The organism is Pseudonocardia tropica (genome assembly GCF_040105315.1).
In the GTDB taxonomy this organism is placed as follows: Bacteria; Actinomycetota; Actinomycetes; order Mycobacteriales; family Pseudonocardiaceae; genus Pseudonocardia; species Pseudonocardia alni.
In genome coordinates this window covers 1-24,948 of the sequence record NZ_JBEDNP010000010.1, presented here as the reverse complement: position 1 = coordinate 24,948, position 24,948 = coordinate 1, and the positions used below count along the sequence as shown (strand labels likewise).

The 24,948-nt window shown below is 75.4% G+C and carries 24 protein-coding genes and 3 pseudogenes; 8 read left to right on the top strand and 19 right to left on the bottom strand.

The annotated features are described in order from the left end of the window. Positions 1–12: 12 nt before the first annotated feature. Complete coding sequence (locus WHI96_RS17395) at positions 13–933, bottom strand: 2-hydroxyacid dehydrogenase (protein WP_345644511.1); 921 nt, start codon at positions 931–933, stop codon at positions 13–15. Positions 934–988: 55 nt separating this feature from the next. Here WHI96_RS17395 and WHI96_RS17390 point away from each other — a divergent pair, with 55 nt between their 5' ends. After that, the gene (locus tag WHI96_RS17390) at positions 989–2,086 is read left to right on the top strand and encodes a PQQ-dependent sugar dehydrogenase (protein WP_345644514.1); all 1,098 of its coding nucleotides are present in this window, start codon (positions 989–991) and stop codon (positions 2,084–2,086) included. Between the two features lie 213 nt (positions 2,087–2,299). Here the strand turns inward: WHI96_RS17390 and gatB are convergent, their stop codons facing one another. Genes gatB through gatC form a run of 3 tightly spaced genes read right to left on the bottom strand, consistent with a single transcriptional unit; the run spans position 2,300 to position 5,624 of the window. Further along, positions 2,300–3,805 carry an Asp-tRNA(Asn)/Glu-tRNA(Gln) amidotransferase subunit GatB gene (gene gatB / locus WHI96_RS17385; RefSeq protein WP_345644517.1) on the bottom strand — a complete coding sequence of 502 codons (1,506 nt, stop codon included), beginning with the start codon at positions 3,803–3,805 and terminating at the stop codon, positions 2,300–2,302. Next, complete coding sequence (gene gatA / locus WHI96_RS17380; protein ID WP_345644520.1) at positions 3,802–5,301, bottom strand: Asp-tRNA(Asn)/Glu-tRNA(Gln) amidotransferase subunit GatA; 1,500 nt, start codon at positions 5,299–5,301, stop codon at positions 3,802–3,804. Before gatA ends, gatB begins: the two co-directional genes overlap by 4 nt. After that, positions 5,298–5,624 carry an Asp-tRNA(Asn)/Glu-tRNA(Gln) amidotransferase subunit GatC gene (gene gatC / locus WHI96_RS17375; RefSeq protein ID WP_226350187.1) on the bottom strand — a complete coding sequence of 109 codons (327 nt, stop codon included), beginning with the start codon at positions 5,622–5,624 and terminating at the stop codon, positions 5,298–5,300. Before gatC ends, gatA begins: the two co-directional genes overlap by 4 nt. Positions 5,625–5,961: 337 nt before the next feature. On the opposite strand from gatC, the gene WHI96_RS17370 reads away from it, so the two are divergent. Further along, complete coding sequence (locus WHI96_RS17370) at positions 5,962–6,618, top strand: ACT domain-containing protein (protein ID WP_073578441.1); 657 nt, start codon at positions 5,962–5,964, stop codon at positions 6,616–6,618. Between the two features lie 44 nt (positions 6,619–6,662). Here WHI96_RS17370 and WHI96_RS17365 read toward each other — a convergent pair whose 3' ends face one another. Both WHI96_RS17365 and ligA read right to left on the bottom strand, forming a co-directional pair. After that, complete coding sequence (locus WHI96_RS17365; protein ID WP_062397181.1) at positions 6,663–7,382, bottom strand: 3-keto-5-aminohexanoate cleavage protein; 720 nt, start codon at positions 7,380–7,382, stop codon at positions 6,663–6,665. A 239-nt stretch (positions 7,383–7,621) separates the two neighbouring features. Then, on the bottom strand, positions 7,622–9,937 hold the full coding sequence (gene ligA / locus WHI96_RS17360; RefSeq protein ID WP_345644526.1) for an NAD-dependent DNA ligase LigA: 2,316 nt from the start codon (positions 9,935–9,937) through the stop codon (positions 7,622–7,624). Between the two features lie 115 nt (positions 9,938–10,052). Between ligA and WHI96_RS17355 the strand changes: the two genes are divergently transcribed. The 4 genes from WHI96_RS17355 to WHI96_RS17340 are packed head-to-tail and all read left to right on the top strand — an operon-like array spanning position 10,053 to position 13,383. Next, a complete protein-coding gene (locus tag WHI96_RS17355) occupies positions 10,053–10,436 on the top strand; it encodes an ankyrin repeat domain-containing protein (protein ID WP_345644529.1) in 384 nt (127 codons plus the stop codon). 3 nt (positions 10,437–10,439) lie between these two features. Continuing rightward, entirely contained in the window at positions 10,440–10,838 is a 399-nt protein-coding gene (locus tag WHI96_RS17350; RefSeq protein ID WP_345644532.1) for a VOC family protein, read from the top strand. 9 nt (positions 10,839–10,847) lie between these two features. After that, the gene (locus tag WHI96_RS17345) at positions 10,848–12,494 is read left to right on the top strand and encodes a peptide chain release factor 3 (protein ID WP_345644535.1); all 1,647 of its coding nucleotides are present in this window, start codon (positions 10,848–10,850) and stop codon (positions 12,492–12,494) included. A gap of 4 nt (positions 12,495–12,498) precedes the next feature. Further along, complete coding sequence (locus tag WHI96_RS17340) at positions 12,499–13,383, top strand: DMT family transporter (protein ID WP_349302416.1); 885 nt, start codon at positions 12,499–12,501, stop codon at positions 13,381–13,383. On the opposite strand, the gene WHI96_RS17335 is transcribed toward WHI96_RS17340, so the two are convergent. Further along, positions 13,348–13,854, bottom strand: a complete 507-nt coding sequence (locus WHI96_RS17335) for a MarR family winged helix-turn-helix transcriptional regulator (RefSeq protein WP_345644538.1) — start codon at positions 13,852–13,854, stop codon at positions 13,348–13,350. The genes WHI96_RS17340 and WHI96_RS17335 overlap by 36 nt on opposite strands. 66 nt (positions 13,855–13,920) lie before the next feature. On the opposite strand from WHI96_RS17335, the gene WHI96_RS17330 reads away from it, so the two are divergent. Continuing rightward, a complete protein-coding gene (locus tag WHI96_RS17330; RefSeq protein ID WP_345644542.1) occupies positions 13,921–14,448 on the top strand; it encodes an SRPBCC family protein in 528 nt (175 codons plus the stop codon). Here the strand turns inward: WHI96_RS17330 and WHI96_RS17325 are convergent. From WHI96_RS17325 to WHI96_RS17315, 3 genes and pseudogenes are all read right to left on the bottom strand, one after another. Further along, on the bottom strand, positions 14,379–14,774 hold the full coding sequence (locus WHI96_RS17325; RefSeq protein ID WP_345644545.1) for a VOC family protein: 396 nt from the start codon (positions 14,772–14,774) through the stop codon (positions 14,379–14,381). The two genes, WHI96_RS17330 and WHI96_RS17325, sit on opposite strands and share 70 nt — an antisense overlap. Positions 14,775–14,934: 160 nt before the next feature. Next, positions 14,935–15,522 (bottom strand): annotated as a pseudogene (locus tag WHI96_RS17320) (SDR family NAD(P)-dependent oxidoreductase); the annotation flags it as partial. A 352-nt stretch (positions 15,523–15,874) separates the two neighbouring features. After that, positions 15,875–16,276: a hypothetical protein gene (locus WHI96_RS17315; protein ID WP_345644548.1), complete on the bottom strand. Its 402-nt coding sequence runs from the start codon at positions 16,274–16,276 to the stop codon at positions 15,875–15,877. Between the two features lie 104 nt (positions 16,277–16,380). On the opposite strand from WHI96_RS17315, the gene WHI96_RS17310 reads away from it, so the two are divergent. After that, the gene (locus WHI96_RS17310) at positions 16,381–17,160 is read left to right on the top strand and encodes an isocitrate lyase/PEP mutase family protein (protein ID WP_345644551.1); all 780 of its coding nucleotides are present in this window, start codon (positions 16,381–16,383) and stop codon (positions 17,158–17,160) included. A 129-nt stretch (positions 17,161–17,289) separates the two neighbouring features. On the opposite strand, the pseudogene WHI96_RS17305 reads toward WHI96_RS17310, so the two are convergent. From WHI96_RS17305 to WHI96_RS17265, 9 genes and pseudogenes are all read right to left on the bottom strand, one after another. Then, positions 17,290–17,619, bottom strand: a pseudogene (locus WHI96_RS17305) (GMC family oxidoreductase); the annotation flags it as partial. A 178-nt stretch (positions 17,620–17,797) separates the two neighbouring features. Then, a complete protein-coding gene (locus tag WHI96_RS17300) occupies positions 17,798–18,832 on the bottom strand; it encodes a uroporphyrinogen decarboxylase/cobalamine-independent methonine synthase family protein (RefSeq protein ID WP_345644604.1) in 1,035 nt (344 codons plus the stop codon). Between the two features lie 334 nt (positions 18,833–19,166). Next, the gene (locus tag WHI96_RS17295; protein WP_345644554.1) at positions 19,167–19,613 is read right to left on the bottom strand and encodes a nitroreductase/quinone reductase family protein; all 447 of its coding nucleotides are present in this window, start codon (positions 19,611–19,613) and stop codon (positions 19,167–19,169) included. Positions 19,614–19,714: 101 nt separating this feature from the next. Beyond that, positions 19,715–20,176, bottom strand: coding sequence for a nitroreductase family deazaflavin-dependent oxidoreductase (locus tag WHI96_RS17290; protein WP_345644557.1), 462 nt, complete (start codon positions 20,174–20,176; stop codon positions 19,715–19,717). A 188-nt stretch (positions 20,177–20,364) separates the two neighbouring features. Further along, the gene (gene mnmA / locus WHI96_RS17285) at positions 20,365–21,447 is read right to left on the bottom strand and encodes a tRNA 2-thiouridine(34) synthase MnmA (protein ID WP_345644560.1); all 1,083 of its coding nucleotides are present in this window, start codon (positions 21,445–21,447) and stop codon (positions 20,365–20,367) included. 3 nt (positions 21,448–21,450) lie between these two features. Continuing rightward, positions 21,451–22,659, bottom strand: coding sequence for a cysteine desulfurase family protein (locus WHI96_RS17280; RefSeq protein WP_345644563.1), 1,209 nt, complete (start codon positions 22,657–22,659; stop codon positions 21,451–21,453). Positions 22,660–22,726: 67 nt separating this feature from the next. Continuing rightward, complete coding sequence (locus tag WHI96_RS17275; RefSeq protein WP_349302408.1) at positions 22,727–23,647, bottom strand: lysophospholipid acyltransferase family protein; 921 nt, start codon at positions 23,645–23,647, stop codon at positions 22,727–22,729. Positions 23,648–23,850: 203 nt separating this feature from the next. Beyond that, positions 23,851–24,618 carry a GNAT family N-acetyltransferase gene (locus WHI96_RS17270; protein WP_345644607.1) on the bottom strand — a complete coding sequence of 256 codons (768 nt, stop codon included), beginning with the start codon at positions 24,616–24,618 and terminating at the stop codon, positions 23,851–23,853. Between the two features lie 195 nt (positions 24,619–24,813). Continuing rightward, positions 24,814–24,948 (bottom strand): annotated as a pseudogene (locus WHI96_RS17265) (electron transfer flavoprotein subunit alpha/FixB family protein); the annotation flags it as partial.

The following is a 24,948-nucleotide window of genomic DNA, read 5'->3' as shown; positions in this document are numbered from 1 at the left end:
ACCGGCGCGCGCCTAGTAGGCGCCGGTCACGAGGTTCGGCGGCGCGTCACCGGCGGCGAACGCCGCGAGCTGCTCGGCGGCGACGCCGTAGGCGCGGCGCATCGCCAGCGGCACGCTGCCGCCGACGTGCGGGGTGAGCAGCAGACCGGGCGCCGACCACAGCGGGTGGCCCGCGGGGAGCGGCTCGGGGTCGGTGACGTCGACGGCGGCCCGGATCCGCCCCGAGGTCAGCTCCGCGACCAGCGCGTCGGTGTCCACCACCGGCCCGCGGGCGCCGTTGACCAGCAGCGACCCGTCGGGCATGGCGGCCAGGAAGCCGGCGTCGACCATGCCGCGGGTCTCGCCGGTGAGCGGGACGATCAGCACGGTCGCGTCGTACTGCGGCAGCAGCGCGGGCAGCTCGTCCCAGCCGTGGACGCCGTCGCGGGCGGTGCGCCCGACCAGCGCGGTCTCCACCTCGAAGGGCTCCAGACGGGCCCGGGTCTTCTGCCCGACGTCGCCCGCGCCGACGATGAGGATCTTCTTGCCGGCCAGCTCCTCGGTCTGGTGATGGTCCCACTCGCCGCGGTCCTGGGCACGCACGAAGCGGTCCAGGTGCCGGTAGACGGCCAGCAGCACCGACACCACCCACTCGGCGGTGGCGCCGCCGTGCGCACCGCGGCCGTCGGAGAGGCCGACCCCCTCGGGCAGCTGCCCGATCCAGGTCTCGGCGCCCGCGGTGAGCAGCTGCACCAGCTCCAGGTCCGGGACCTGCTCGACGATGCCGACGGCGTCGGAGCCCGCCAGGAACGGCGCGACCAGCACGCGGGCGTGGGCGGCCTCGTCGGGCAGCGGCTTCTCCGGGTCGTAGACGACCGGGTCCAGCCCGTCCACACCGGACAGGATCTCGGCTCCGACGGTGTGCGGCACCAGCACGGTCACGGGGCTGCTCATGACGCCCGACCGTACTCACCGGGCACTCACCTCGCGGGGCCTAGCCTGGTTCCTCGTGACCGCCCGGCTGCTGCTGATCGTCGCGACGCTCGTCGTGCTGCTGGGCGGCTGCGCCACCTTCCCCGACGCGGGCTCCCGCGACTGGCGCCCGCAGGCCGAGGGCGAGGGCGAGCTCGGCGGACCGCCCCGGGTGGCCCCGGAGGAGCAGGCGCCGCCGTCGAGCCGGGCCCCGTCGCCGCAGCAGCAGGGGCCGGCGGCGGCGCCCCAGCCGTGCGTCGACCCGGACCCGCAGGTCGTCGCCGCGTGCCTGGGGCCGGTCGGGGCGGTGGCGGTGCTCCCGCAGGGCGACCGCGCACTCGTCGCCGAGCGGCGGACCGGGCGGGTGCTGGAGGTACGCCGCAACGCCACCCCGCAGCCGGTCGCGACCGTGCCGGTCGACCCGGCGGGCGGGCTGACCGGTCTGGTCCTGTCCCCCGGCTACGCCGAGGACCGCCTGCTCTACGCCCTGTCCGAGGGCCGGGTCTGGCGGATCGCGCCCGGTGAGGCGCCGAAGCCGGTGCTGGAGGGGCTGCCGCCGGGCGGGGCGCTGGCCGTCGACGCCGACGGCTCCTCGCTGCTCGTCGCCACGCCCGCCGGGACGGGCCCGCTCGCCGGGGCGGTGCTGCGGATCGACACCCTGGGCCGTCCGGCCCCGGGCAACCCCGACCGCGCCTCGCCGGTCCTGGCCCGCGGGCTCACCGCGCCGGGCGGGGTGTGCGTCGACCCCGCGGCGCGGACCACCTGGGTCACCGACCGCACCGCGGGGCGCGACGTCCTGCACCGCGTCACGCCGGGCACGCTCGGCGCGCCCGCCTGGACCTGGCCGGACCGCCCGGGCGTCGCCGGGTGCACGGTGCTGCCGGGCGCGGTCGTCGTCGCGCAGAGCACCGGCAAGGCGCTGTTCGTGCTCAACCCGGGCGCCGAGGGCACCTTCACCGGCGACCCGAAGCCGGTCCTGGAGGGCACCTACGGCCGGATCGGCCCGGTCACCCTCGCCCCGGACGGCCTGCTGTGGCTGGGGACGGTGAACCGCGACGGCGGCTCCCCCGGCGCCACCGACGACCGGGTCGTGCGCATCCAGCCGCCGACCGGTGGCGGCGCCAGCGCCATCTGACACCGCCCGGCACCGATCGGGCGCCGCAGCGGCGCCCGCGGGTGCGCGGTCTCATACGTCAGTGCGAGATCAGGCGCACCGTCCGCCGGGCCGCCACCACCCGCGGCGTCGTCGGGCAACGTCGCCGAGTCCATCCCGCGGACGTCCGTCCCGTACGCGCCGGGGCCCGGGCCGGTCGGGATCCGACCGGCCCGGGCCCGTAGCAGCTCGAGGTCAGGCCCCGACCCGCTCGACGATCAGCTCCCGGACCCGCTTGGCGTCGGCCTGGCCCTTCGTCGCCTTCATGACCGCACCGACGATCGCCCCGGCGGCCTGCACCTTGCCGCCGCGGATCTTCTCCGCGACGTCGGGCTGCTCGGCCAGCGCCGCGTCGACGGCGGCGATCAGCGCGCCCTCGTCGGAGACGACCTCCAGCCCGCGGGCCGCGACGACCTCGTCCGGGCCGCCCTCGCCGTCGAGCACGCCGTCGACGACCTGGCGGGCGAGCTTGTTGGTCAGCTCCCCCGTGGCGACCAGTTCGACCACCCGGGCGACCTGCTCCGGCGTGATCGCGAGGTCGACGAGCTCGACGGAGCGGGTGTTGGCCTGCTGGGCGAGGTAGGACACCCACCACGAGCGGGCCTCCTGCGACGGCGCACCCGCCGCGACGGTGGCCTCGACCAGCTCCAGCGCGCCGCCGTTGACCAGGTCGCGGATCTCCTCGTCGGAGATGCCCCAATCGGTCTGGATGCGCCTGCGGCGCTCCCAGGGCAGCTCGGGCAGGGTGCCGCGCAGCTCCTCGACCCACTCGGCGGACGGCGCGATCGGGACCAGGTCGGGCTCCGGGAAGTACCGGTAGTCCTCCGATGTCTCCTTGCGCCGCCCGGCGCGGGTGTGGCCGGTGGACTCGTCGAAGTGCCGGGTCTCCTGCACGATCTCACCGCCCGCGTCGAGCACGCCGGCCTGCCGGCTCATCTCGTGCCGGACCGCGCGCTCGACCGACCGCAGCGAGTTGACGTTCTTCGTCTCGGTGCGGGTGCCCAGCGCGCCGCCCTTGGGCGACAGCGACAGGTTCACGTCGGCACGCATCGAGCCCTGGTCCATCCGGACGTCGGAGACGCCCAGGGACTGGATCAGGTCGCGCAGCGCGGTGACGTAGGCGCGGGCCACCTCCGGGGCGCGGGCCCCGGTGTCCGGGATCATCCTCGTGACGATCTCGATCAGCGGGACGCCCGCCCGGTTGTAGTCGAGCAGCGAGTGGTCCGCGCCGTGGATGCGACCGTCGGAGCCGCCCACGTGCAGCGACTTGCCGGTGTCCTCCTCCATGTGCGCGCGCTCGATGCCGATCCGGACGACCTCGCCGTCGTCGAGGGTCAGGTCCAGGAACCCGCCCGTGGCGATCGGCTCGTCGTACTGGGAGGTCTGGAAGTTCTTCGGCATGTCCGGGTAGAAGTAGTTCTTCCGGGCGAACCGGCCCCACGGCGCGATCGAGCAGTTCAGCGCCAGGCCGATCCGGATCGCGGACTCCACCGCGGCCCGGTTGACCACCGGCAGCGCGCCGGGCAGACCCAGGCAGACCGGGCAGACCTGGGTGTTCGGCTCGGCGCCGAACTCCGTCGGGCAGCCGCAGAACATCTTGGTGTTCGTCGACAGCTCGACGTGCACCTCGATGCCCAGGACGGGGTCGAACCGTGCGACGACGTCGTCGAAGTCGACGAGCTCGGGCTCGGTGGTGGTCACCGGGTCACCTCCGGAACGCGCGCGATCAGCGGGCCGCCCTCGTCGGCGTCGCGGGCGGCCTCGAACGCCGCCCCGACGCGGTACATGACGGCCTCGCCGAGCGCGGGGGCCATGATCTGCAGACCGGTCGGGAGCCCCTCGGAGATCCCGTTGGGCACCGACATGCCGGCCACCCCGGCCAGGTTGGTCGGGATGGTGGCCAGGTCGTTCAGGTACATCGCCAGCGGGTCGTCGACCTTGTCCCCGATCGGGAACGGCACGGTCGGCGCGGTCGGCGACACGAGCACGTCGGCCTGGGCGAACGCCGCGTCGAAGTCCCGGCTGATGAGCGTGCGGACCTTCTGTGCCTGGCCGTAGTAGGCGTCGTAGTAGCCGCTGGACAGCGCGTAGGTGCCGAGCATGATCCGCCGCTTGACCTCGGGCCCGAAGCCCTGCTCGCGGGTGTTGGCCATGACCTCCTCCGCGGAGCGGCCCTCGGCCGCGCGCAGGCCGTAGCGCATGGCGTCGAACCGGGCGAGGTTCGACGACACCTCGCTCGGCAGGATCAGGTAGTACGCGGCCATGCCGTACTCGAAGTGCGGGCACCCGACCTCGACGATCTCCGCGCCCAGCTTCTCCAGGCTGCGCAGCGACGCGTCGAACGCCGACCGGACGCCGGGCTGGTAGCCCTCGCCGCCCAGCTCGCGCACGACGCCGACCTTCAGCCCCGACAGGTCACCGGTCGCACCCTGGCGCGCGGCCTCGACGACGGCCGGGACCGGCCGGTCGATCGAGGTCGAGTCGCGCGGGTCGTGGCCGCCGATGACCTCGTGCAGCAGCGCCGCGTCCAGCACGGTGCGCGCGCACGGCCCGCCCTGGTCCAGCGACGACGCGCAGGCGACCAGCCCGTAGCGGGAGACCTGGCCGTAGGTGGGCTTGACGCCGACGGTGCCGGTGAACGCAGCGGGCTGGCGGATCGAGCCGCCGGTGTCGGTGCCGATCGCCAGCGGCGCCTCGAACGCGGCCAGCGCCGCCGCCGAGCCGCCGCCGGAACCGCCCGGCACCCGGGTGGTGTCCCACGGGTTGCGGGTGACGCCGTACGCCGAGTGCTCGGTGGACGAGCCCATCGCGAACTCGTCCATGTTGGTCTTGCCCAGGATCGTGATCCCGGCGGCGCGCAGGCGCGCGGTGACCGTCGCGTCGTAGGGCGGCTGCCAGCCCTGGAGGATCCGCGAGCCGCAGGTGGTCGGCATGTCCGAGGTGGTGAACACGTCCTTGAGCGCCAGCGGCACCCCGGCCAGCGGGGACTCCGGTGCCTCGCCCGCGGCGATCCGCTCGTCGACCAGCGCGGCGTTCGCCAACGCGGACTCGGCACCGACGTGCAGGAACGCGTGCACCTCGCCGTCGACGGCGGCGATCCGGTCGAGGTGGGCCTGCGCGGCCTCCACGGCGGAGACCTCACGGGAGTGGATCTTCTCGGCGAGCTCGGCGGCGGTCAGCCGGATCAGGTCGCTCACTGCTCCTCCCCCAGGATCCGCGGGACGCGGAAGCGCCCGTCCTCGGCGGCCGGGGCGCCGGCGAGCGCCTGCGCCTGGTCGAGGCCGGGGCGGCGCTCGTCCGGGCGGAAGACGTTCTCCAGCGGGACGGCGTGCGAGGTCGGCGGGATGTCGTCGGCGGCGACCTCCCCGACCCGGGCCACCGACCCGATGATCACGTCGAGCTGCGACGCGAAGGTGTCCAGCTCGGAGTCGGTGACGGCCAGGCGGGCCAGCCGGGCGAGGTGTGCGACCTCGTCCCGGGTGATGACCCCGCCCGTCCGCTCCGCGGAATCGGCGGTCATGCCCCTCCTCGGGATGTGTCCGATGATGACGACGGCGGGTGGACGGTCGCGACGGTGCCGTGGCAGCGGCGACGACGGTGCGACCGCCGGTCCGGCTGCCGACACGACCCGGTCGCTCCCGCGCGCGCCGGTCTGTCCGACGAGTCTATTCCCGCCGGTCCACCGGCCGATCGCCCCCCGGTGACCGGGCGCGCACACCCCGCTGCGGGTGGCGGGTGACCGACGGGCCCGCGGGTGGCAGGATCATCGTTCCCGCCCGGAACCGCTCCCCGCCGCTCCGGTGCGGTGCACACGCGTGCCGACGAGGCGCCCGCTGCCGAGGGAGAGGATCCACTCCGTGTCGTTCCTGCTCCGGGTCGTCCTCCCGGACAAGCCCGGCAATCTCGGCGCCGTCGCCTCCGCCCTCGGCGGGGCCGGGGCGGACATCCTCAGCGTGGACGTCGTGGAGCGCGGCGACGGCCAGGCGGTCGACGACATCGCCGTCGAGCTGCCGACCAACCGGCCGCCGGACGTGCTCATCACCGCCGCCGAGTCGGTGCCCGGGGTGTCGGTGGAGTCGGTGCGCCCGCACACCGGGCAGCTGGACACCCACCGCGAGCTGGAGCTGCTCGACGAGATCGCCGGCGACCACGCCCACGGGCTCGACCTGCTCGCCGCCGAGGTGCCGCGGCTGTTCCGCGCCGGCTGGGCGCTGGTCGCGGTCAGCGAGCACGGCCGCTCCTACCGGATCGCGGAGAGCTCCGCGGCGCCCGAGACCCGGTCCGGGGACCTGCCCTGGCTGCCGCTGGACCGGGCGATCGCCCTCGATGAGAGCCACTGGGTCCCCGAGCCCTGGCGGGCGATGGACACCGAGCTGGCCGCCGCGCCGTTCGGGACCGGGGTGCCGCCGAAGACGCTGGTGGTCGGGCGGCCGGGCGGGCCGGTGTTCCGGCCGTCGGAGCTGGCGCGGCTGGCGCACCTCGCGGGGATCGTCGCGACGGTGCTGAAGGCCTGACCCGCCCGCCGCCGCCCGCCGTGACCGCGGCGGGCGCGGTCCGGTCAGACCCGGATCGACAGGGCGGTGCGGACGAGGTCGTCGTTGCCGGTCGCGAGCCAGCCGTCGGGGCGCACCAGGACGTCCTCGAAGCCGATCCGGGTGTCGATGTTGACCCGGGTCGCGTACTCCAGCACCGGCCAGGCGCCCTCCTCCTCGCCGTGCAGCAGCACGGGGACGGGGGGCTGACCGAGCGCGCGCAGGATCCGGATGCCCTCGGCGACGGCGGTCTCCGGGTCGATCACCGTCGACTCCGCGATCACCCGCCGGGTCCCCGGGGGCAGCCCGTTCTGGCGGAGGGTGACGGCGTCGCCGCTGGTCCACACGCCGAGCTCGACGGCGATGCCGACCGACCACGCGGCGTGGCAGACCTCGGTCCAGCCGAGCTCGTGCACGTTGACGCCGCAGACGTCGGGCTTGCCGGAGCCGAGCCGGCCCCAGGACAGGACGGTCTCGACGCGGTCCTTCGGGTCGGGCTGGATCCAGCGCCCGGTCGGGACGCCGATCTCGATGCCCGGGGCCTCCTGGCGGATCAGCGACACGACGTCGCCGACCACGGCGGGCTCGATCGACTCGGCACCGCTGTCGTCGCGCGGGTGCACGTGCACCGAGGTGACGCCGAGCCGGGCGACGGCCCGGGCGTCACGGGCGAGATGGCGGGCCAGGGTCGGCAGCGCCGGGTGCGCGTCCGCCGGTCGTGAGCCGTTGAGCGCCGCCTGCAACACCGTGTGTTCCCCGATCCGAGTGGTCGTCCTCCCGCCGGGAGGATCCCGCCGTGCGACCGAGAGTAGGCGGTGATCGACCGCGGCCCACGTCCGGGCGCGGGCGCGCCCGGGCGACATCGACGTCCGGCCGCCGGGCCGCGCCGGACGTCGAACACGCCCGGTGAGCGGTCGCTCACCGTCGGCATGGCGCACGCCGTGTCGTCGGACGGGACGGACCGGCCGGGTGCCCGGGCCGGCGGTCAGGCGTCGGCGGCCTGCTCGCGCGCCGCGTCGGGACCGCGGTCGAGCAGGACCGAGAACCCGGCCTCGTCCAGCACCGGCACCCCGAGCTCGACGGCCTTGTCGTACTTCGAGCCGGGCGCCTCCCCCGCGACGACGAACGCCGTCTTCCTCGACACCGACCCGGCCGCGCGCCCGCCGCGGGCCATGATCGCCTCCTTGGCCTCGTCGCGGGACCAGTTCTCCATCGAGCCGGTGATCACGATCGAGAGGCCCTCCAGGAAGCGGGGCACCGAGTCGTCGACCTCGTCCTCCATCGCGACGCCCGCCGCCCGCCACTTCTGCACGACCTCGCGGTGCCAGTCGACGGAGAACCAGTCCCGCACCGCCGCCGCGATGGTCGGGCCGACGCCGTCGACCCCGGCGATCGGGGCGAGCGCCTCGGCCACGGCCTTCGCCCGGGCGCGCGCGGCCGCCCGCTCCTGCTTCGCGGCCTCGACGGCCGCGGCGTCCGCCGCCTCCGCCTCCGCGGTCTCGACGTCGCCGGTCGCCTCGGCGGCGGCGCCCTCGGCCGTCGGCGCGGCGGCCTCGGCCGCGGCGTCGTCCTCCCCCGCCGTCCCGTCGGAGACGATCGCGACCCCGGCCGCCTCGGTGCCCGTCTTCGCCTGCGCCGCGGCGCGTTCGAGGGCCTCCATCGAGCCGAACTCGCGGCCCAGCGCCTGCGCGGCGGTCGGCCCGACGTGGCGGATCGACAGTCCGACCAGCACCCGCCACAGCGGCCGGTCCTTCGCCGCCTCCAGGTTCGTGAGCAGCTTGCGGCCGTTGACCGTCAGCTCGCCCTTCTGGTTGCGGAACAGCTCGGTCCGCAGCAGGTCGTCCTCGGTCAGGGCGAACACGTCACCCTCGTCGGTCAGCACGCCCGAGGTCAGCAGCGCCACCGCGGCCTCGTAGCCGAGTCCCTCGATGTCGAACGCGCCGCGGCCCGCGACGTGGAACAGCCGCTCCCGCAGCTGCGCCGGGCAGGAGCGGGCGTTCGGACAGCGCCGGTCGACGTCGCCCGCCTTCTGCTGCACGAGCGCGGTGCCGCACTCGGGGCAGTGCGTCGGCATCACGAACTCGCGCTCGGACCCGTCGCGCACGTCGGTGACCGGGCCCAGCACCTCGGGGATGACGTCGCCGGCCTTGCGGATGACCACGCGGTCGCCGATCAGCACGCCCTTGCGGCGCACCTCGTCGGCGTTGTGCAGGGTCGCCATCTCGACGGTGGACCCGGCGACCTTGACCGGCTCCATCACCGCGAACGGGGTGACCCGGCCGGTGCGCCCGACGTTGACCCGGATGTCGAGCAGCCGCGTGGTGGCCTGCTCCGGCGGGTACTTGTAGGCGATCGCCCAGCGCGGGAACCGGGAGGTCGCACCGAGCCTGCGCTGCAGCGCCACCTCGTCGACCTTGACCACGACGCCGTCGATCTCGTGCTCGACGTCGTGCCGGTGCTCGCCCCAGTGCTCGACGTACTCGATCACCTTCTCGATGCCCTGCAGCACGGTCGTGCGCGGGGAGATCGGCAGGCCCCAGGCGACCAGCGCGTCGTAGGCGTGGGACTGGGTGTCGGGGGTGAACCCCTCCCGCTTGCCCAGGCCGTGACAGATCAGCCGCAGGTGGCGCGAGCCGGTGACCCGCGGGTCCTTCTGGCGCAGCGAGCCGGCCGCGGTGTTGCGGGGGTTCGCGAACGGCTCCTTGCCCGCCTCGACCAGCGAGGCGTTGAGCCGCTCGAAGTCCTCCAGCCGGAAGTAGACCTCGCCCCGGACCTCGACGAGCCCCGGCACCGGGAACTCGTCGGTGCCGGTGAGCTGCTCGGGCACCTCGGCCAGGGTGCGCATGTTGAGCGTGATGTCCTCGCCGGTGCGCCCGTCGCCGCGGGTCAGGGCCCGGGTGAGCCGCCCGTCGGTGTAGAGCAGGTTCACCGCGAGCCCGTCGATCTTGAGCTCGCACAGGTAGTGCAGGTCCTCACCGACCTCCTTCGTCACCCGCTCCTGCCAGGTGCGCAGGTCGTCGGGCGAGAAGGCGTTGTCCAGCGACAGCATCCGCTCGAGGTGGTCGTACGCGGTGAAGTCGGTGGAGAACGTGCCGCCGACGCGCTGGCTCGGCGAGTCCGGCGTGACCAGCTCGGGGTGTGCCTCCTCCAGCGCGAGCAGCTCGTGCCACAGCTCGTCGAACTGGCCGTCGGAGACGACCGGCGCGTCCAGCACGTAGTACCGGAACTGGTGGTCGGCCACCTCGGCCGCCAGCTGCGCGTGGCGCTCGCGGGCCTGCGGGGCGTCGGACTGGGAACTCACGACGCGCAGGTTAGCGGCGCCCCCCGACAGCCACCCGTCGCCGAGCGCTCCCGTCCGGGTGGCGGGCGCCGGACCGGCACCGGCGGGCCGGCCGCGGTGCCCCTACCGTGGCGGGGTGGACCAGGCCGCCGTGGAACTCGCGCACCGGATGTTCGACCTGGCCCGCGAGGGCGCGGCGGAGCAGCTGGCCGCCTACCTCGACGCGGGCGTCCCGGTCGGGCTGACCGATCCCAAGGGCGACACCCTGCTGATCCTCGCCGCCTACTACGGCCACGACGCCGTCGTCGCCGGCCTGCTGGCCCGCGGCGCGGAGCCGGACCACACCAACGACCGCGGCCGGACCGCGCTCGCCGCCGCGCTGTTCGCGCGGTCGGCGCCGTCGGTGACCGCGCTGCTCGCCGCGGGCGCCGACCCGCACCACGGCAGCCCGTCGGCATGGGCGACCGTCGAGCACTTCGACCTGCCCGACATGCGGGCGCTGCTGGAAGCGGGGGCCTGAGCCGTGCTGAGGCTGGGGTTCCCGGTCGTCGGCGTCGCCGACCCCGGCCGGGCCGCCGCGTTCTGGACCGCCGCGCTGCACCTGCGCGTCTCCGACGAGTGGTCGAGCCCGTCCTGGCGCACCCTGACCGGCCCCGGCGGCGACCGGGTGCTCGGCCTGATGCGCAGCGCGTCGCCGCCCGAGCCCAGGCCGCGGCTCCACCTGGACCTCCTGGTCGACACCACCGACGAGCAGGACGCCGAGGTGGCGCGGCTGCTGTCGCTGGGCGCGACCCGGCCGGCCTGGGACGGCTATCCCGCCGAGCCCGACTTCGTCGTCCTCGCCGACCCCGACGGCAACGTGTTCTGCGTGGTCGACCTGAGCCGGGCGCCGTCGTCGGGGAGTGTCGGTGGCGACGCCTAGAATGCGGGTGTGAGCACCACCGAGAGCGCGGCCCAGAGGGAGACGGCACCGTCGTCCGGAACCGCCGGCGGCGCGCGCGTCGTCGGTGAGACCGCCCGGCGGCGGACGTTCGCGGTGATCTCCCACCCCGACGCGGGCAAGTCGACGCTGACCGAGGCGCTGGCGCTGCACGCGGAGGTCATCGACTCCGCCGGTGCGGTGCACGGCAAGTCCGGCCGCAAGGGCGTCACCTCGGACTGGATGGAGATGGAGCGCGCCCGCGGCATCTCGGTGTCCTCGGCGGTGCTGCAGTTCGCCTACCGCGACTGCGTGATCAACCTGCTCGACACCCCCGGCCACGGTGACTTCTCCGAGGACACCTACCGGGTGCTCGCCGCCGTCGACGCCGCGGTGATGCTGCTCGACGCCGCGAAGGGCCTCGAGCCGCAGACCCTCAAGCTCTTCGACGTCTGCCGCTCGCGCGGCGTCCCGATCGTCACCTTCGTCAACAAGTGGGACCGGCCCGGCCGCGAGGCCCTGGAGCTGCTCGACGAGGTCGAGCAGACCATCGGCCTGCGCCCGATGCCGCTGACCTGGCCGCTGGGCATCGCCGGACAGTTCAAGGGGCTCATCGAGCGCACCACCGGCGAGTACACCGCGTTCACCCGCGCCGCGGGCGGCGCGACCAAGGCCACCGCGCAGGTCGTCGACGCCGAGACGATCGCCGCGCAGGAGCCGGAGTACTGGCAGAACGCGCAGGACGAGCTGGGTCTGCTCGACGAGATCGGCGCCGGTTTCGACGAGGAGGGCTTCCGCTCCGGCAAGGCCACCCCGGTGCTGTTCGGGTCGGCGCTGTCGAACATCGGCGTCGCCCGGCTGCTCGACTCGCTGGTCGACCTGGCCCCGCCGCCCGCCCCCCGCCCGGACGTGAAGGGCGACGACCGCCCGCTCGAGGCGCCCACCTCCGGCCTGATCTTCAAGGTCCAGGCCGGCATGGACAAGGCGCACCGCGACCGGATGGCGTTCCTGCGGATCTGCTCGGGCCGGTTCGAGCGCGGCATGGTGCTCACCCACGCCGCGACCGGGAAGCCCTTCGCCACCAAGTACGCCCAGTCGGTGTTCGGCGCCGAGCGCAGGACCGTCGAGGAGGCCTTCCCCGGCGACATCGTCGGCCTGGTCAACGCCACCGCCCTGCGCCCCGGCGACACCCTCTACGCGGCCGACCCGGTCGAGTTCCCCTCGATCCCGGCGTTCGCCCCCGAGCACTTCGCGGTGATCCGCGCGAAGGACGCGGGCAAGTACAAGCAGTTCCGCAAGGGGATCGAGCAGCTCGGCAACGAGGCGGTCATCCAGATCCTGCGCTCGGACCTGCGCGGTGACCAGGCGCCGGTGCTGGCCGCGGTCGGGCCGCTGCAGTTCGACGTCGTCACCACGCGGCTGGAGACCGAGTTCAACGCCCCGGTCACCCTCGACCGGCTGCCGTACCAGATCGCGCGCCTGGTCGACGCCGAGGCGGTCGAGAAGCTGGCCGGGCAGTCCGAGTGCGAGGTCCTGCGCCGCGACGCCGACGGCGAGCACCTCGCGCTGTTCACCAACAAGTGGCGGATGGACATCATCCAGCGCAAGTTCCCCGACATGCGGTTCGAGGCCATGCCCGCCGGGTCCTCGATCTCCTGATCCGCTGCCCACCGTCGCCGCGGTCGGCGCCGCGCTGCTGTCGGCGCTGCTGTTCGCGCTCGCCGCCGTCGCCCAGCAGACCTCGGCGGCGGCGGACCCGCACGACCGGGGGCTGCGGATGCTGGCGCGGCTGGTCCGCGACCCGCGCTGGCTGGCCGGGTCGCTGGGTGACACGGCGGCGTTCGCGATGCAGGCCGTCGCGCTCGGGTTCGGGTCGCTGCTGCTGGTGCAGCCACTCATCGTGACCCAGCTGGTGTTCGCCCTGCCGCTGGCCGCGTGGTGGGCCGGGCGGCGGCCGTCGCGCCGGGAGCTCGCCTGGGCCGCGGTGCTGGTGGTGGCGCTGGTGCTGTTCGTGACCGTCGGCGAGCCGACCGCGGGCGTCGACCGGGCCGGGCTCACCACCTGGGCGCCGACGGGGTCGGTGCTGCTCGTGCTGTTCGCCGCCTGCCTGGTCGCGGCCCGGGTGACGACGGGGACGGCCCGGGCGCTGCTGCTGGCCGCGGCCACCGGCATCGCCTACGGCGTCGTCGCCGCGCTCACCCTGGGCGTGGTCGACACGCTGTCCGACGGGATCGTCGCGCTGCTGACGTCGTGGGAGACCTGGGCGCTGGTCGTCGCCGTCGTCGGCGGGACCCTGCTGCAGCAGGCCGCGTTCCAGGCCGGGGCGCTGGGGGCCTCGCTGCCCGCGGTGGTCGTCGGGGAGCCGGTGGTCGCGGCGGTCGTCGGCGTGACCGTGCTCGACGAGCGCCTGGCCACCGGCGGGGACGGCTGGGCGCTCGTCGCCGTGCTGGTGGTCGTGCTCGTGGTCGCGACGGTCGCGCTGGCCCGGGCGGGCGCCGGGGCCGAGGACCGGTCAGGCGTCCTCGAGCCCGGCGAGCAGTCGCCGTAGCAGCGTGTCGAGGACCGCCCGGTCGTCCGCGTCGATCGGGCCGAGGATCCGCTGCTCGTTGACGACGTGGTCGGCGACGGCCCGGTCGACGAGGTCGCGGCCGGCGTCGGTGAGGCTCACCAGGATGCTGCGCCGGTTCTCCGGGTCCAGCCGGCGCTCGACCCACCCGGCGTCGTCCAGTCGGTCGAGACGGTGGGTCATCGCCGCCGGGGACAGCATGAGCGACCGGCTGAGCCGGGTGGGGGTCAGCACGTGCGGTTCGCCTGCGCGGCGCAGCGCCGCCAGCACGTCGAACTCCCCCGTCCGCAGCCCGTGCCCGGCGAACACCTGCTCCACCCGGGGCGCGACGAGCGCGGCGAACCGGCCGAGCCTGCCGATCGTCGCCATCGCCGCGAGCCCGTCCGGGCTCAGGTCGGGTCGCTCGTGGCGCCACTGGTCGACGAGGTCGTCGACGGCATCGCGTCGGGGCACCGCACGATGGTAGATCGCCGTCGAAAAGACTGTCCTCGAACATTTCGACGTCGTACTATTCGATGCATGACACACATCGTTCTGTCCGCGGAGACGACCGTCTCCGCCCCCGCCGACGCCGTCTGGGCCGTCCTCGCCGACTACGCCCGCGACCCGCAGTGGCGACGCGGCGTGCGGTCGATGGTCCCGACCCCGGCCGGCCCGGTGCGGACCGGCACGACCACCCGGGAGGTGCTCCGCGCGGCGGGCCGGACCACCCACAACGACGGCGTCGTCACCGAGGTGGCCCCCGGCCGCCGGTTCACCTGGCGCACCACCGCCGGCGTCGAGGCCGAGGGCGCACGGGACGTCGAGCCCCTGCCCGGCGGCACCTGCCGGGTCCGGCTGGAGCTGCGCGTCCGCCCGCCCGGTCTGCTGCGGCTCGCGCCCGGGCCGCTGCGCCGGCTGCTCGCCCGCGGGCTGCGCGGGGACCTCACCCGGCTGCGCGCGCTCGTCGAGTCCGGCCCCGTCCCGGACGGGTCCGGTCAGGAGGCCAGGACGAAGAACTCCAGCGCGTTGCCGTCGGGGTCCTTGAACGACAGGGCCAGGCCGTAGTCGGCCTCCACGACCCCGTCGTGGGCGATCCCGACGGAGTCGAGGTGGTCGCGCCACTGCTCGATCTCGGCCCGGTCCGCGACGCCGAACCCGACGTGGTCCATGCCCGGCCGGTCCGGGGCGAACGCGTCGCCGGCGTCGACCGAGTCGTGCCGGGTCAGGCCGAGCAGCTGGCCCGACGGCAGCGCGAACACCCGCCGGTGGAACGGGCCGTCGGACAGCGTCATGGCCGGCTCGGAACCGATGAGCTTCGTGTACCAGGGCTCGCTGGCGTCCAGGTCGGTGACCGACAGGGCGAGGTGGTGGATGGCGGGGAAGGTGGGCACGGCGACTCTCCTGACTGAGGGCGTGTGACACAGACGGGTCCCCGCCGCGACGTGGATCGATCGTGGGCGACCGACCGGACGGACACCGTGCCACCCGCGCGTTCCCCGGGCAACGCTGCGGCCCCGGGGAACCGCTGGCACACCACCGGTTACCCCGTCATCACGTCGTCCATCCCCCGGACACCGGCACGATCTGGCCCGCCATGAAGTCGCTGGCCGCCGACGCCAGCGCGAGCGCGAGCTCGGCCGCCTCGCGTCCCTCGCCGAGCCGCCCGGCGGGGATCTGCGCCTCGAAGGACCCGCGCACCCCGTCGTCGTCGAGCATCTCGTCGGTGTAGTACATGTTGTTGCGTACGTGCGCCGGGCCCAGGCCGTTGACCTGCACGTTGAACGGTGCGGCCTCGGCCCCGACCACCTGGAGGAACGCGTTCTGGGCGCCGCGCGCGGCCGAGTACACGGCGAGGCCGGGGACGGCCCGGACCGGGGTGGCGCTGGTCGCCGCGACGATCTTGCCCGAGCGGCGCCGCGTCATCGCGGGCAGCGCCGCGCGCACGACCCGCAGCAGCGGCCAGACCAGCTCGTCGAGGTAGTCCTGGAACTCGGCGTCGGTGAACTCCCGGGCGTCGCCGAGCATGCTGGTGACCGGCATCCGGCCGGGTGGCCCGGCGAAGTTGGCGACGAGAACGTCGATCTCGCCGGCGTCGGCGACGACCTGTGCCGCCACCTCCGGGCCGGTCGTGTAGTCGGTGGTGTCGGCGACGACGTCCGCGCCCTACGCGCGGAACAGCTCCACCACCGGGGGTCCGATGTAGCGGTCGGCGTGGGTGACGAGCACCCGCCTGCCGTCGAGGCGTCCGGTCATGATCCGATCGTCCCGTTCGTGACGGGGTGCCGCATCTCCTACCGGTCGCACCGCCGGCGGACCGGGCCGTCGTCGCCGGCGGTCGCCGCCGTTGCAGGTCGTCGACCACCAGCACCGGGACGTCGCGGACCTCCGGCCGCCGGACCGCCTCGGTCCCCGGGTCGTCGTAGGCGACGGAGCCGATCGGGTGTCCGGGGCGATGGCGGACCGACGTGCCTCACGGGGTCACCGTCGCAGGTCAGGGCGAGTGACAGGGCCCGGGAGCGCAGGCCGGTGTGGTGTCGGTGCCGTCCAGTGGGGCGGACCCCGGCCCGGTGACGGCGAGGATCACGAACACGGCCAGCCAGATCAGTCCGCCGGCCAGCCCGGCCACCGACAGTCCCGCGGCGGAGATCGCGGTGCGCGACCGGCCCGGGCAGGCGCGGACCGCGCCCAGCGTGCCGAGCACCAGACCGCCGATGGTCAGGACCACCCCGGCGGAGGCGAGGGCGAGACCGGCGACGGCCGGCGGCGACACCGCGGACAGCGCGATCGCGACGGCCACGAACACCGAGCCCAGCGCTCCCAGCACGAGCGCGGACGACCCGAGGCCACCCCGCGGGGTGGTCGGGTGTCGGGTGTCGGACCGGTCTCGGAGCACGGCACCAGAATCCGGGTCGGACGGCCCCACCGCTGTCAGTGACACGACAGTTCCTCAGTTCTGAGTACGCGGCGGCGGCGCCGGAACCGGCCTACGGTGATCGCATGACCTCCACCGCCGAGAAGGCCACGAAGCTGCAGGAGCTGCACGCCGCGTCCGAGCTGCTGCTCGTCGTCAACGTCTGGGACGCGATCACCGCGAAGGTCGTCGCCGAGACGCCGGGCACCAAGGCCCTGGCCACCGCCAGCCACGGCATCGCCGCCTCCCGCGGTCACGAGGACGGCGAGAACATCCCGCGCGACCTCATGATCGCCGAGGTCGGGCTGATCGCGAAGGTCGCGGGCGACCTGCCGGTCACCGCTGACCTGGAGGCCGGCTACGGCGACCCGGGCGGCACCGTCGCCCGCGCGATCGACGTCGGCATCGTCGGGGCGAACCTGGAGGACCAGGTCAAGCCGCTCGCCGACGCCGTGAAGGCGGTCGAGGCGGCCGTCGCCGCGGCGGAGTCGGCGGGCGTGGACTTCGTGCTGAACGCCCGCACCGACGCGTTCCTCAAGGCGGGCGACAAGGACCCCGAGACCGTGCTGGCCGACGCGATCGAGCGCGGGAAGGCCTATCTCGACGCCGGCGCGTCGAACTTCTTCGTGCCCGGCAAGCTCGACGAGACCCAGGTCGGACGCCTGGTCGAGGCACTCGGCGAGCGCAGGGTCAACCTGATCGGCATCCCCGGATCGATCCCGCTGAAGACCGCGCAGGAGCTGGGCGTCGCCCGCGTGTCCTACGGGCCGTGGAGCCAGAACGTGGCACTGACCGCGCTGGCGGGCCTCGCCGAGGACGTCTACGCCGGCGGCGGTCTGCCCGAGGGCACCCGCAAGCTGAACTGACCCCCCGACCCGCCCAGGGGTTGCCGCACTCATGGAGCTTCGGTTCGGTGCCACAGGACTTGAGCTCCATGAGTGCGGCATCCCGGCTGCGCAGGATGTGCGCCCCGTGCGCTGGGACAGCGCGCCGATGGTGCTCGTCGGGTTGACCGCGGCGCCCGTGGTGAGGGTGCTGCCGTCGCAGACGAACAGGTTCGGCACGTCCCAGGTCTGGCACCACTCGTCGAGCACCGAGTCGCCGGGGTGGTTGCCCATCCGGCAGGTGCCCATGAGGTGCCAGGCCGGCGGCGGGTGGAGCACGCCGGTGTCGTTGGTCTCCACCGCCCCGACCGCGCGGGTGGCCTCGAAGATCTTGCCGATGCCGTACTCCGCGAGCGCGACGTCGTTCGGGTGCAGCTCGTAGTTCAGGTGCGGCGCGGGTCTCTCCCCGCCGCACGCTGGTCCGCCCCGCGCCGCGGCGATCCGCCCGCCGCGCGGTGATCCCCCCGCCGCGCGGTGATCCCCCCGCCGCGCGGTGATCCCCCCGCCGCGCGGTGATCCGTCCGACGCGCGCGTCCGGACACGCGCGCGGAGCGGATCAGCGCGCGACGAGTGGATCAGCGCTGAGTCGGTGCGTCCGGCGGGGGCGGGGCGTGCGGGGTCAGCGCTCGTCGGCGGGCGGGACCTCGTCGGGGTCGGCGAAGGCCTTCCCCAGCTCGCGGGACAGGGCGAGCGCGCGGTGCGCCCAGGCCGGGGTCGCCCCGGCGAGCCCGCAGGCGGGCGTCGGGACGGCGAGCCGGGCCAGCCGCGGCCGGGCGAAGCCCAGCCGGTCGGCGAGGTCGTAGCCGATGCGGGCGAGGTCGCCGATCGCCGGTTCGCGGGCCGGCGCGGTGCCGGGCAGCAACCCGAGGAACAGCGGGACACCGCTGTCCCAGGTCTCGCCGATCGCGTCGAGGGCGCGCGGTTCGGCGGTGGCCCCGGCGAACGCCGGCCGGGTCGCGTCGATCCCGACGGCGGCCGCGCCGGTCCCGGCGAGCAGCCGGATCGGCGGACGGTCCGCGCAGCAGTGCACGACGACCGGGGCGTCGACGCCGGCGATCAGGTCCCGGAGCAGGTCCTGGGCGTCCGGCGCGGCGATCGAGCGGACGGTGCCGTAGCCGGACGCGGTCGGCAGCGACCCGGCGAGCACGGCCGGCAGGCCGGGCTCGTCGAGCTGGACGACGACCGTCGCCCCGGTCCGCTGCGCCACCTCGGCGACGTGGGCGCGCAGCCCCTCGGTCAGGCTGGCGGCGAACTCGCGGACGGCGCCGCGGTCGGTGAGCACCCGGTGCCCGGCGGCGAGCTCGACCGAGGCGGCGAGCGTCCACGGGCCGGTGACCTGGACCTTCACCCAGGACGGGCGGATGCGGTCGCAGGCGTCGTCGAAGGCGTCCAGGTCGCCGGACATCAGGTCGCGGGCCCGGCGCAGGTCGCGCCCGGGGTGGGCGGTGACCCGCCAGCCGGTCGGCACGACCTCGACGGCCAGGTCCACCAGCAGTCCGGCCGTGCGGCCGACCATGTCCGCGCCGACGCCACGGGCGGGCAGCTCGGGCAGCGCCGGGAACTCCGGGTTCTCACCGGTGACCAGCGCACACGCCTCGCGGACGTCGGTGCCGGGCAGCGAGCCGACCCCGGTGCCGACACCCGCGGGCCACAGGGCGCGGGGCGCGGCGGGCTCGGCGGGGGCGTCGTCGACGACCTCGATGCGCGGCGGGGGCGGGAGGGTCTCACCGGGACGCACGTCGCCGAGTCCGGCGGCGGCGAGCGCGGCGGCCAGCGGGTCGGTGGGGTCCGGGACGGTCACGCCCCCAGTGTCCTCCGCCGCCCCGTCCGGGTCCGCGCGCCCCCGGTCCGGCGCCGGCGGTCATGATCGCAGGGAGTGGAGTAGGGAGGCGGGTGGGCTGCGCCCGGCGCTGTACTCCTGGCGATCACCGCAGGGCGACCACCGGGTGGCGGGGTGCGGCGGCGAGCTCGGCGTCGGCTCCTGGCGATCACCCCAGGGCGAACACCGGGTGGCGGGGTGCGGCGGCGGCGAGCTCGGCGTCGGAGGAGGCGGGACCGACGTCGTCGAACAGCATCCCGGCGGCCCGGCCGAGTCCGCGCAGGTAGGCGCGCAGTACGGGGACGGCCGCCGCGGCGTCGAGCTCGGTGGCGGACACCGGCTCCGCTCCCCCACGACCGCGCAGCTCGGCGCTCCCGCCGGCCGCGCGCAGGTTGCGGACCCAGTCGGTCTCACCGCGCGGCGAGATGAGGTGGCGGGTCCCGTCGAGCAGGACCGGGGTCAGCGGGACGGTGCGGACCGTGCCGCTGCGCCGACCGCGGACGGCGAGCACGGCCGTGTCACCCGGAGTGATGCCGCGCTGCGCCAGGGCCCCGACCAGCGGGTTCAGGACGCGGCGCACCAGCAGGCCGGGTGCTCGGTAGTCACGGTCGCTCATGGCGACAGCCTCTCACCGATCGTCGCGTCCGTCGCTCCGGTGATCCCTCTCCCCGGAGCCCACGGCGCCCGAGAGGGCGCTCCCGGCTCCGCGGAGAAGGATCATGCGGCCAGGACGAAGATCGGGTGGCGGTGGGCGACGGCGGCGAGCTCGGCGTCGGACGAGGAGGCGTCGACCCCGTCGAAGAACGCCCCGACCTCCCAGGCCCAGCGACGCAGGTACTCCCGCAGCACCGGGACGACGACGGCCGGCTCGGTCAGCTCGGTCGCGGCCACCCGCTCGGTGCGACGGCCGACCGTCAGCTCCGCCTCCCCCGCGACGCGCAGGTTGCGCACCCACTGGGTCTCGCCACGGGCGGCGACGAGGTAGCGGGCGCCGTCGTGGCGCAGCGGATTGACCGGCGTGGTGCGGACCTCGCCGGAGCGGCGGCCGCGGACGCCGAGCACCGCGGAGCCGGCGAGCGGGATGCCGAGCCGGGTCAGCCCGGCGACCAGGGGGTTCATCACCCGGCGGGTGATGCGGCCGGGGGCGAGGTAGTGAGGCTGAGAGCGCTGGTTCGTCATGAGAGCAGTGTTCACCAGTCGTCGCACAAAAGCAAGAGCAGTGCTCTCGTCAAGGTCGGTGCGGCGGAGCCGCACGGGCGAAGCGGCACCAGAGCGACCGAGCCAGGCGGAGGCGGGTCGGGAAGGCGCGGTCCGGCCGACGTGACCGGGCGTGCCCGGGTCGGTCAGGTGCCGCCGGGCGGCCTCGGTCAGGCCGTCCCGGTGATCGTCGCCGACCCCAGGACGACGTCGCCGTCGCCGTCGGGGCGGTAGAAGGCGACGGCCTGCCCCGGGGCGACACCGCGCAGCGGCTCGGCCAGCTCCACCTGCACGGCGGAGTCGAGCGGGGTGACGGTGGCGGGTGCGGTGCCGCCGTGCGCGCGGACCTGCACGACGCAGCCGAACGGTGCGTCCGGCGCCGCGCCCGAGGTCCACACGGGGGTGCGCGCGGTGATCGCGGTGACGTCGAGCGCGGCCTCCGGGCCGACCCGCACGGTGCCGCTGACCGGCTCGATGCCGAGCACGTAGCGGGGGCGGCCGTCGGCGGCCGGGCGGTCGATCCCGAGGCCCTTGCGCTGCCCGACGGTGAAGCCGTGCACGCCGTCGTGGGTGCCGAGGGTCTCGCCGGAGGCGGCGTCGACCAGGGCGCCGGGGGTGGCGCCCAGGCGGTCGGCCAGGAAGCCGCGGGTGTCGCCGGTGGGGATGAAGCAGATGTCGTGGCTGTCGGGCTTGCCGGCGACGCGCAGCCCGAGCCGGGCGGCCTCGGCCCGGATCTCCGGCTTCGGGGTGTCGCCGACCGGGAACATCGCGTGCCGCAACTGGTCGGCGCGCAGCACGGCCAGCACGTAGGACTGGTCCTTGCCCGCGTCGGCCGAGCGGCGCAGCACCGGCCCGGCCGGGTCGAGCCGGGCGTAGTGGCCGGTGCAGACGGCGTCGAAGCCGAGGGCGAGCGCCCGGTCCAGCACGGCCGCGAACTTGATCTTCTCGTTGCAGCGCAGGCAGGGGTTCGGGGTCTCCCCGGCGGCGTAGGCGGCGACGAAGTCGTCCACGACGTCGCGGGTGAACTCCTCGGACAGGTCCCAGACGTAGTACGGGATGCCGAGGACGTCCGCGGCGCGGGCGGCGTCGCCCGCGTCCTCCTTGGAGCAGCAGCCGCGCGACCCGGACCGCATCGCGTCGCGGGTGCGCGACAGCGCGAGGTGCACGCCGACGACGTCGTGCCCGGCGGCGACCGCCCGCGCGGCGGCCACCGCGGAGTCGACGCCGCCACTCATCGCAGCGAGGACCCGCACGGCTCAGCCCGTGACCGACGCGGGGGTGCGACGGCCGGCGTTGCGGGCGCGCTCCACGACCGACCCGATGGCCCCGGCGACCGCGGCCACGTCGGCGGAGGTGCTGGTGTGGCCCAGGGAGAAGCGCAGCGACCCGCGGGCGGTGCACTCGTCGGCGCCCATCGCCAGCAGCACGTGACTGGGCTGGGCGACGCCCGCGGTGCAGGCCGAGCCGGTGGAACAGTCGATGCCGTTGGCGTCGAGCAGCATGAGCAGGCTGTCGCCCTCGCAGCCGGGGAACGACAGGTGCGCGTTGCCGGGCAGCCTGCCGGGACCGCCGTCGACCCGGGAGTCGGCGGTGTCACCGTTCAGGACCGCGTCGGGCACCTCGGTGCGCACGGCGCGGACCAGCTCGTCCCGCAGCCCGGCCAGGTGCATGCGGCGGCGCGGCGCGGCGGCGACGGACTCGACGACGGCCGTCGCCAGCCCGGCCAGCGACGGCACGTCCAGGGTGCCGGAGCGGACGTCGCGCTCCTGGCCGCCGCCGTGCAGCAGCGGGGTGCAGGTCACCTCGCGGCCGAGCAGCAGCGCACCCGCGCCGTACGGGCCGCCGAGCTTGTGCCCGGTCAGGGTGAGGGCGTCGGCGCCGCTCGCGGCGAAGTCGACGTCGAGGATGCCGACGGCCTGCACGGCGTCGGTGTGGAACGGCACCCCGAACTCGTGGGCGACGGCGGCGAGCTCGCGCACCGGGTTGACGGTACCGACCTCGTTGTTGGCCCACATGACCGAGACCAGGGCGTTCCCGTCCGGGTCCTCGGCGAGCGCGGCGCGCAGCGTCTCCGGGTGGACGCGACCGGTCGCGTCGACCTCGAGCAGCCGCAGCCGGGCACCCTCGTGGGTGGCCAGCCACTCCGCCGCGTCGACGACCGCGTGGTGCTCGACGGCCGAGACCAGCACCCGGGTGCGGCGCGGGTCCACGGCCCGGCGGGCCCAGAACAGGCCCTTGACCGCGAGGTTGTCGCTCTCGGTGCCGCCGGTGGTGAACACGACCTCGGACGGGCGCGCGCCGACCGCCTCGGCGATCCGCTCGCGCCCCTCCTCGACCGCGCGCCGGGCGCGGCGGCCCGACGAGTGCAGCGACGACGCGTTGCCGGTGCGGCCGAGCGCGTCGCTCATGGCGGCGACGGCAACGGGCAGCATCGGTGTGGTCGCCGCGTGGTCCAGGTACGTCATCGGCCTCCAGGGTAGACCCCGTCCTGACGGCGGTGCGTGCCGAACCCGTCGTGGACGACCGTCCGTCTCACACGGCCGTGGCGGTCGGGGCCGGGCGCGGGTGACGGACCCGGTCCCGGGCACGGGCGGCCAGCGCGCGCCGGTCGGTGTGCGGGCCCGGCTCGACGAGCCCGCCGACGGTGACCTCGCAGACCAGGCCGGGCAGCCGCAGCACCCGGCCGACGGTGTCGCCGAGGGTCTGCTCGCCGACGAACGCGGCGGCCGTCGTCGGCCGCCCGTCCGGGGTGGTGACCGCGACGGTGACCGGCCGGACCGGGGCGCCCGCGTCGATCGCGGCCTGGAACGGCGCGCGCCGGTAGTCCCCCGAGATCGCGCCGCACCACGTCGTCGCCTCGGGGAAGACACCGACCAGTGCACCGTCCCGCAGCGCGTCGGCGCAGGTCGCGACGGTGTCGGGCAACCGGGACAGGCCCTCGCGGTCTACGAACTGGGTGCCGGTGCGGGCGGCGAGCGCGCCGATCAGGGGCCAGTCCCGGACCTCCCGCTTGGCGAGCATGGTGACCGGCCCGATCGCACCGAGCGCCGGGATGTCGATCCACGACGTGTGGTCGGCGACGACCAGCGCGCCCCGCCCGTCCGCGGGCGCGAGCGGCCCGCCGCGCACGACGAGCCGGACCCCGGCGGCGCGGAGCACCGCGCGGTGCAACGCCCGCAGGACCGGATCCAGCACACGGGCGCCGAGCAGCGCGGCGACCGGGACGACGGTCACGGCCACCGCCAGCACCGACAGCAGTGCCGCGGTACGGCGGGCCAGGCGCAGCGTGCCGGTCGTCGCGCGTGGGGGCAGGCACTCCTGCGGGGTGCACGGCGACCAGGCCGCCCACGGCCCGCCCGGCCGCTGCGCGGCGGGCGGGGCCGGCGGGTGCGTGGGGTGGTCGACGAGCGGGTGCACCGGGGTCCGCAGGGCGGCGCGGGCCGGGTGGTGCACGGCACCACGGGAGTCCCCCGGGACAGTCGGGACTACCGGGGCCGGCGGGACGACCGGGGCAGCCGGGGCCGCCTGCGGGGCGGACGACAGCACCGCGGCCCCGGCAGAGGGGACGGAGACGGCGGAGGCACGGCCGCGCGACCGGAACCGGCGGCGCGGGCGAAGGGGCGCGCCGGCGTCGTCCTCCGGCCCGGCGGCGAGGGTCATGCGCCCGTCACCCCGGCGGCGTCCTCGCCCAGGAAGAAGCGCAGGTAGCGCTGGTCGATGTGGTCCATCCCCAGCAGCACCGGGAAGTCCGCGACGCCGAAGTCCGGGTCGTGCGCGGGCGGCCCGCACACCCAGGTGTTCAGGCGCAGGTAGCCGCGCAGCAGCGGCGGGATGCCGCCGCCCCGGCCCGCGGGCGCGCCGGTCGGGTCCCAGGGCCGGAGCGGGACGGTGCGGTACTCCTCGGGCGCGAGGTGCTTCGCGCGGACCCGGTCCCAGACCGCGGCGGCCCGGGTGCCGCCGTCGGCGAGGGAGACGCTGGCGCAGCCGATCAGCCAGCGGTGCCCGGTGAGCAGCATGTAGCGGGCGAGCCCGGCCCACACCAGCCCGACGACGGCGCCGCCGCGGTGGTCGGGGTGCACACAGGAGCGCCCGGTCTCGACCATGCCGGGGCGCAGCGGGTCCAGGCGGGACAGGTCGAACTCGCCGTCGGCGTAGAGGCCGCCCGCGGCGCGCGCCCGCTGCGGCGGGAGCATCCGGTAGGTGCCGACGATCTCGCCGGTGGCGTCCTCGCGGACCACGAGGTGGTCGCAGTGGGCGTCGAAGCGGTCGACGTCGCGGCCGGGGACGGGGCTGTCGAGCCGGGCGCCGAGCTCACCCGCGAACACCCGGTGCCGCAGCGCCTGCGCCGCGGCGACGTCGCCGTCGTCGGTCGTGAGGAGCAGGGAGTACCGCCGGGCGGCGGTCTCCGGGGTCGAGACGATCACCTGGTTCACACCCGGCTTGGTACCGGCCGGGTGCGACACCCGGACGGTTCCGCGACGACACGTCGGTGGCATCGGGGTGAACGGACCCGGACAGGTGTCGTCGCAGGCAGGAGCGGGTGAACGGGCCCCGCACACACGTCGACGCCCGGGTGCACGCGGCACCCGGGCGTCGACGCGGTGGAGGACCGGGAGGGGTCAGCCCTTGCGCTTGGCCACTTCCTCCTGCAGCTGCGGCGCGACCGTGAACAGGTCACCCACGATGCCGAAGTCGGCGATCTCGAAGATCGGCGCCTCCTCGTCCTTGTTCACCGCGACGATCGTCTTCGACGT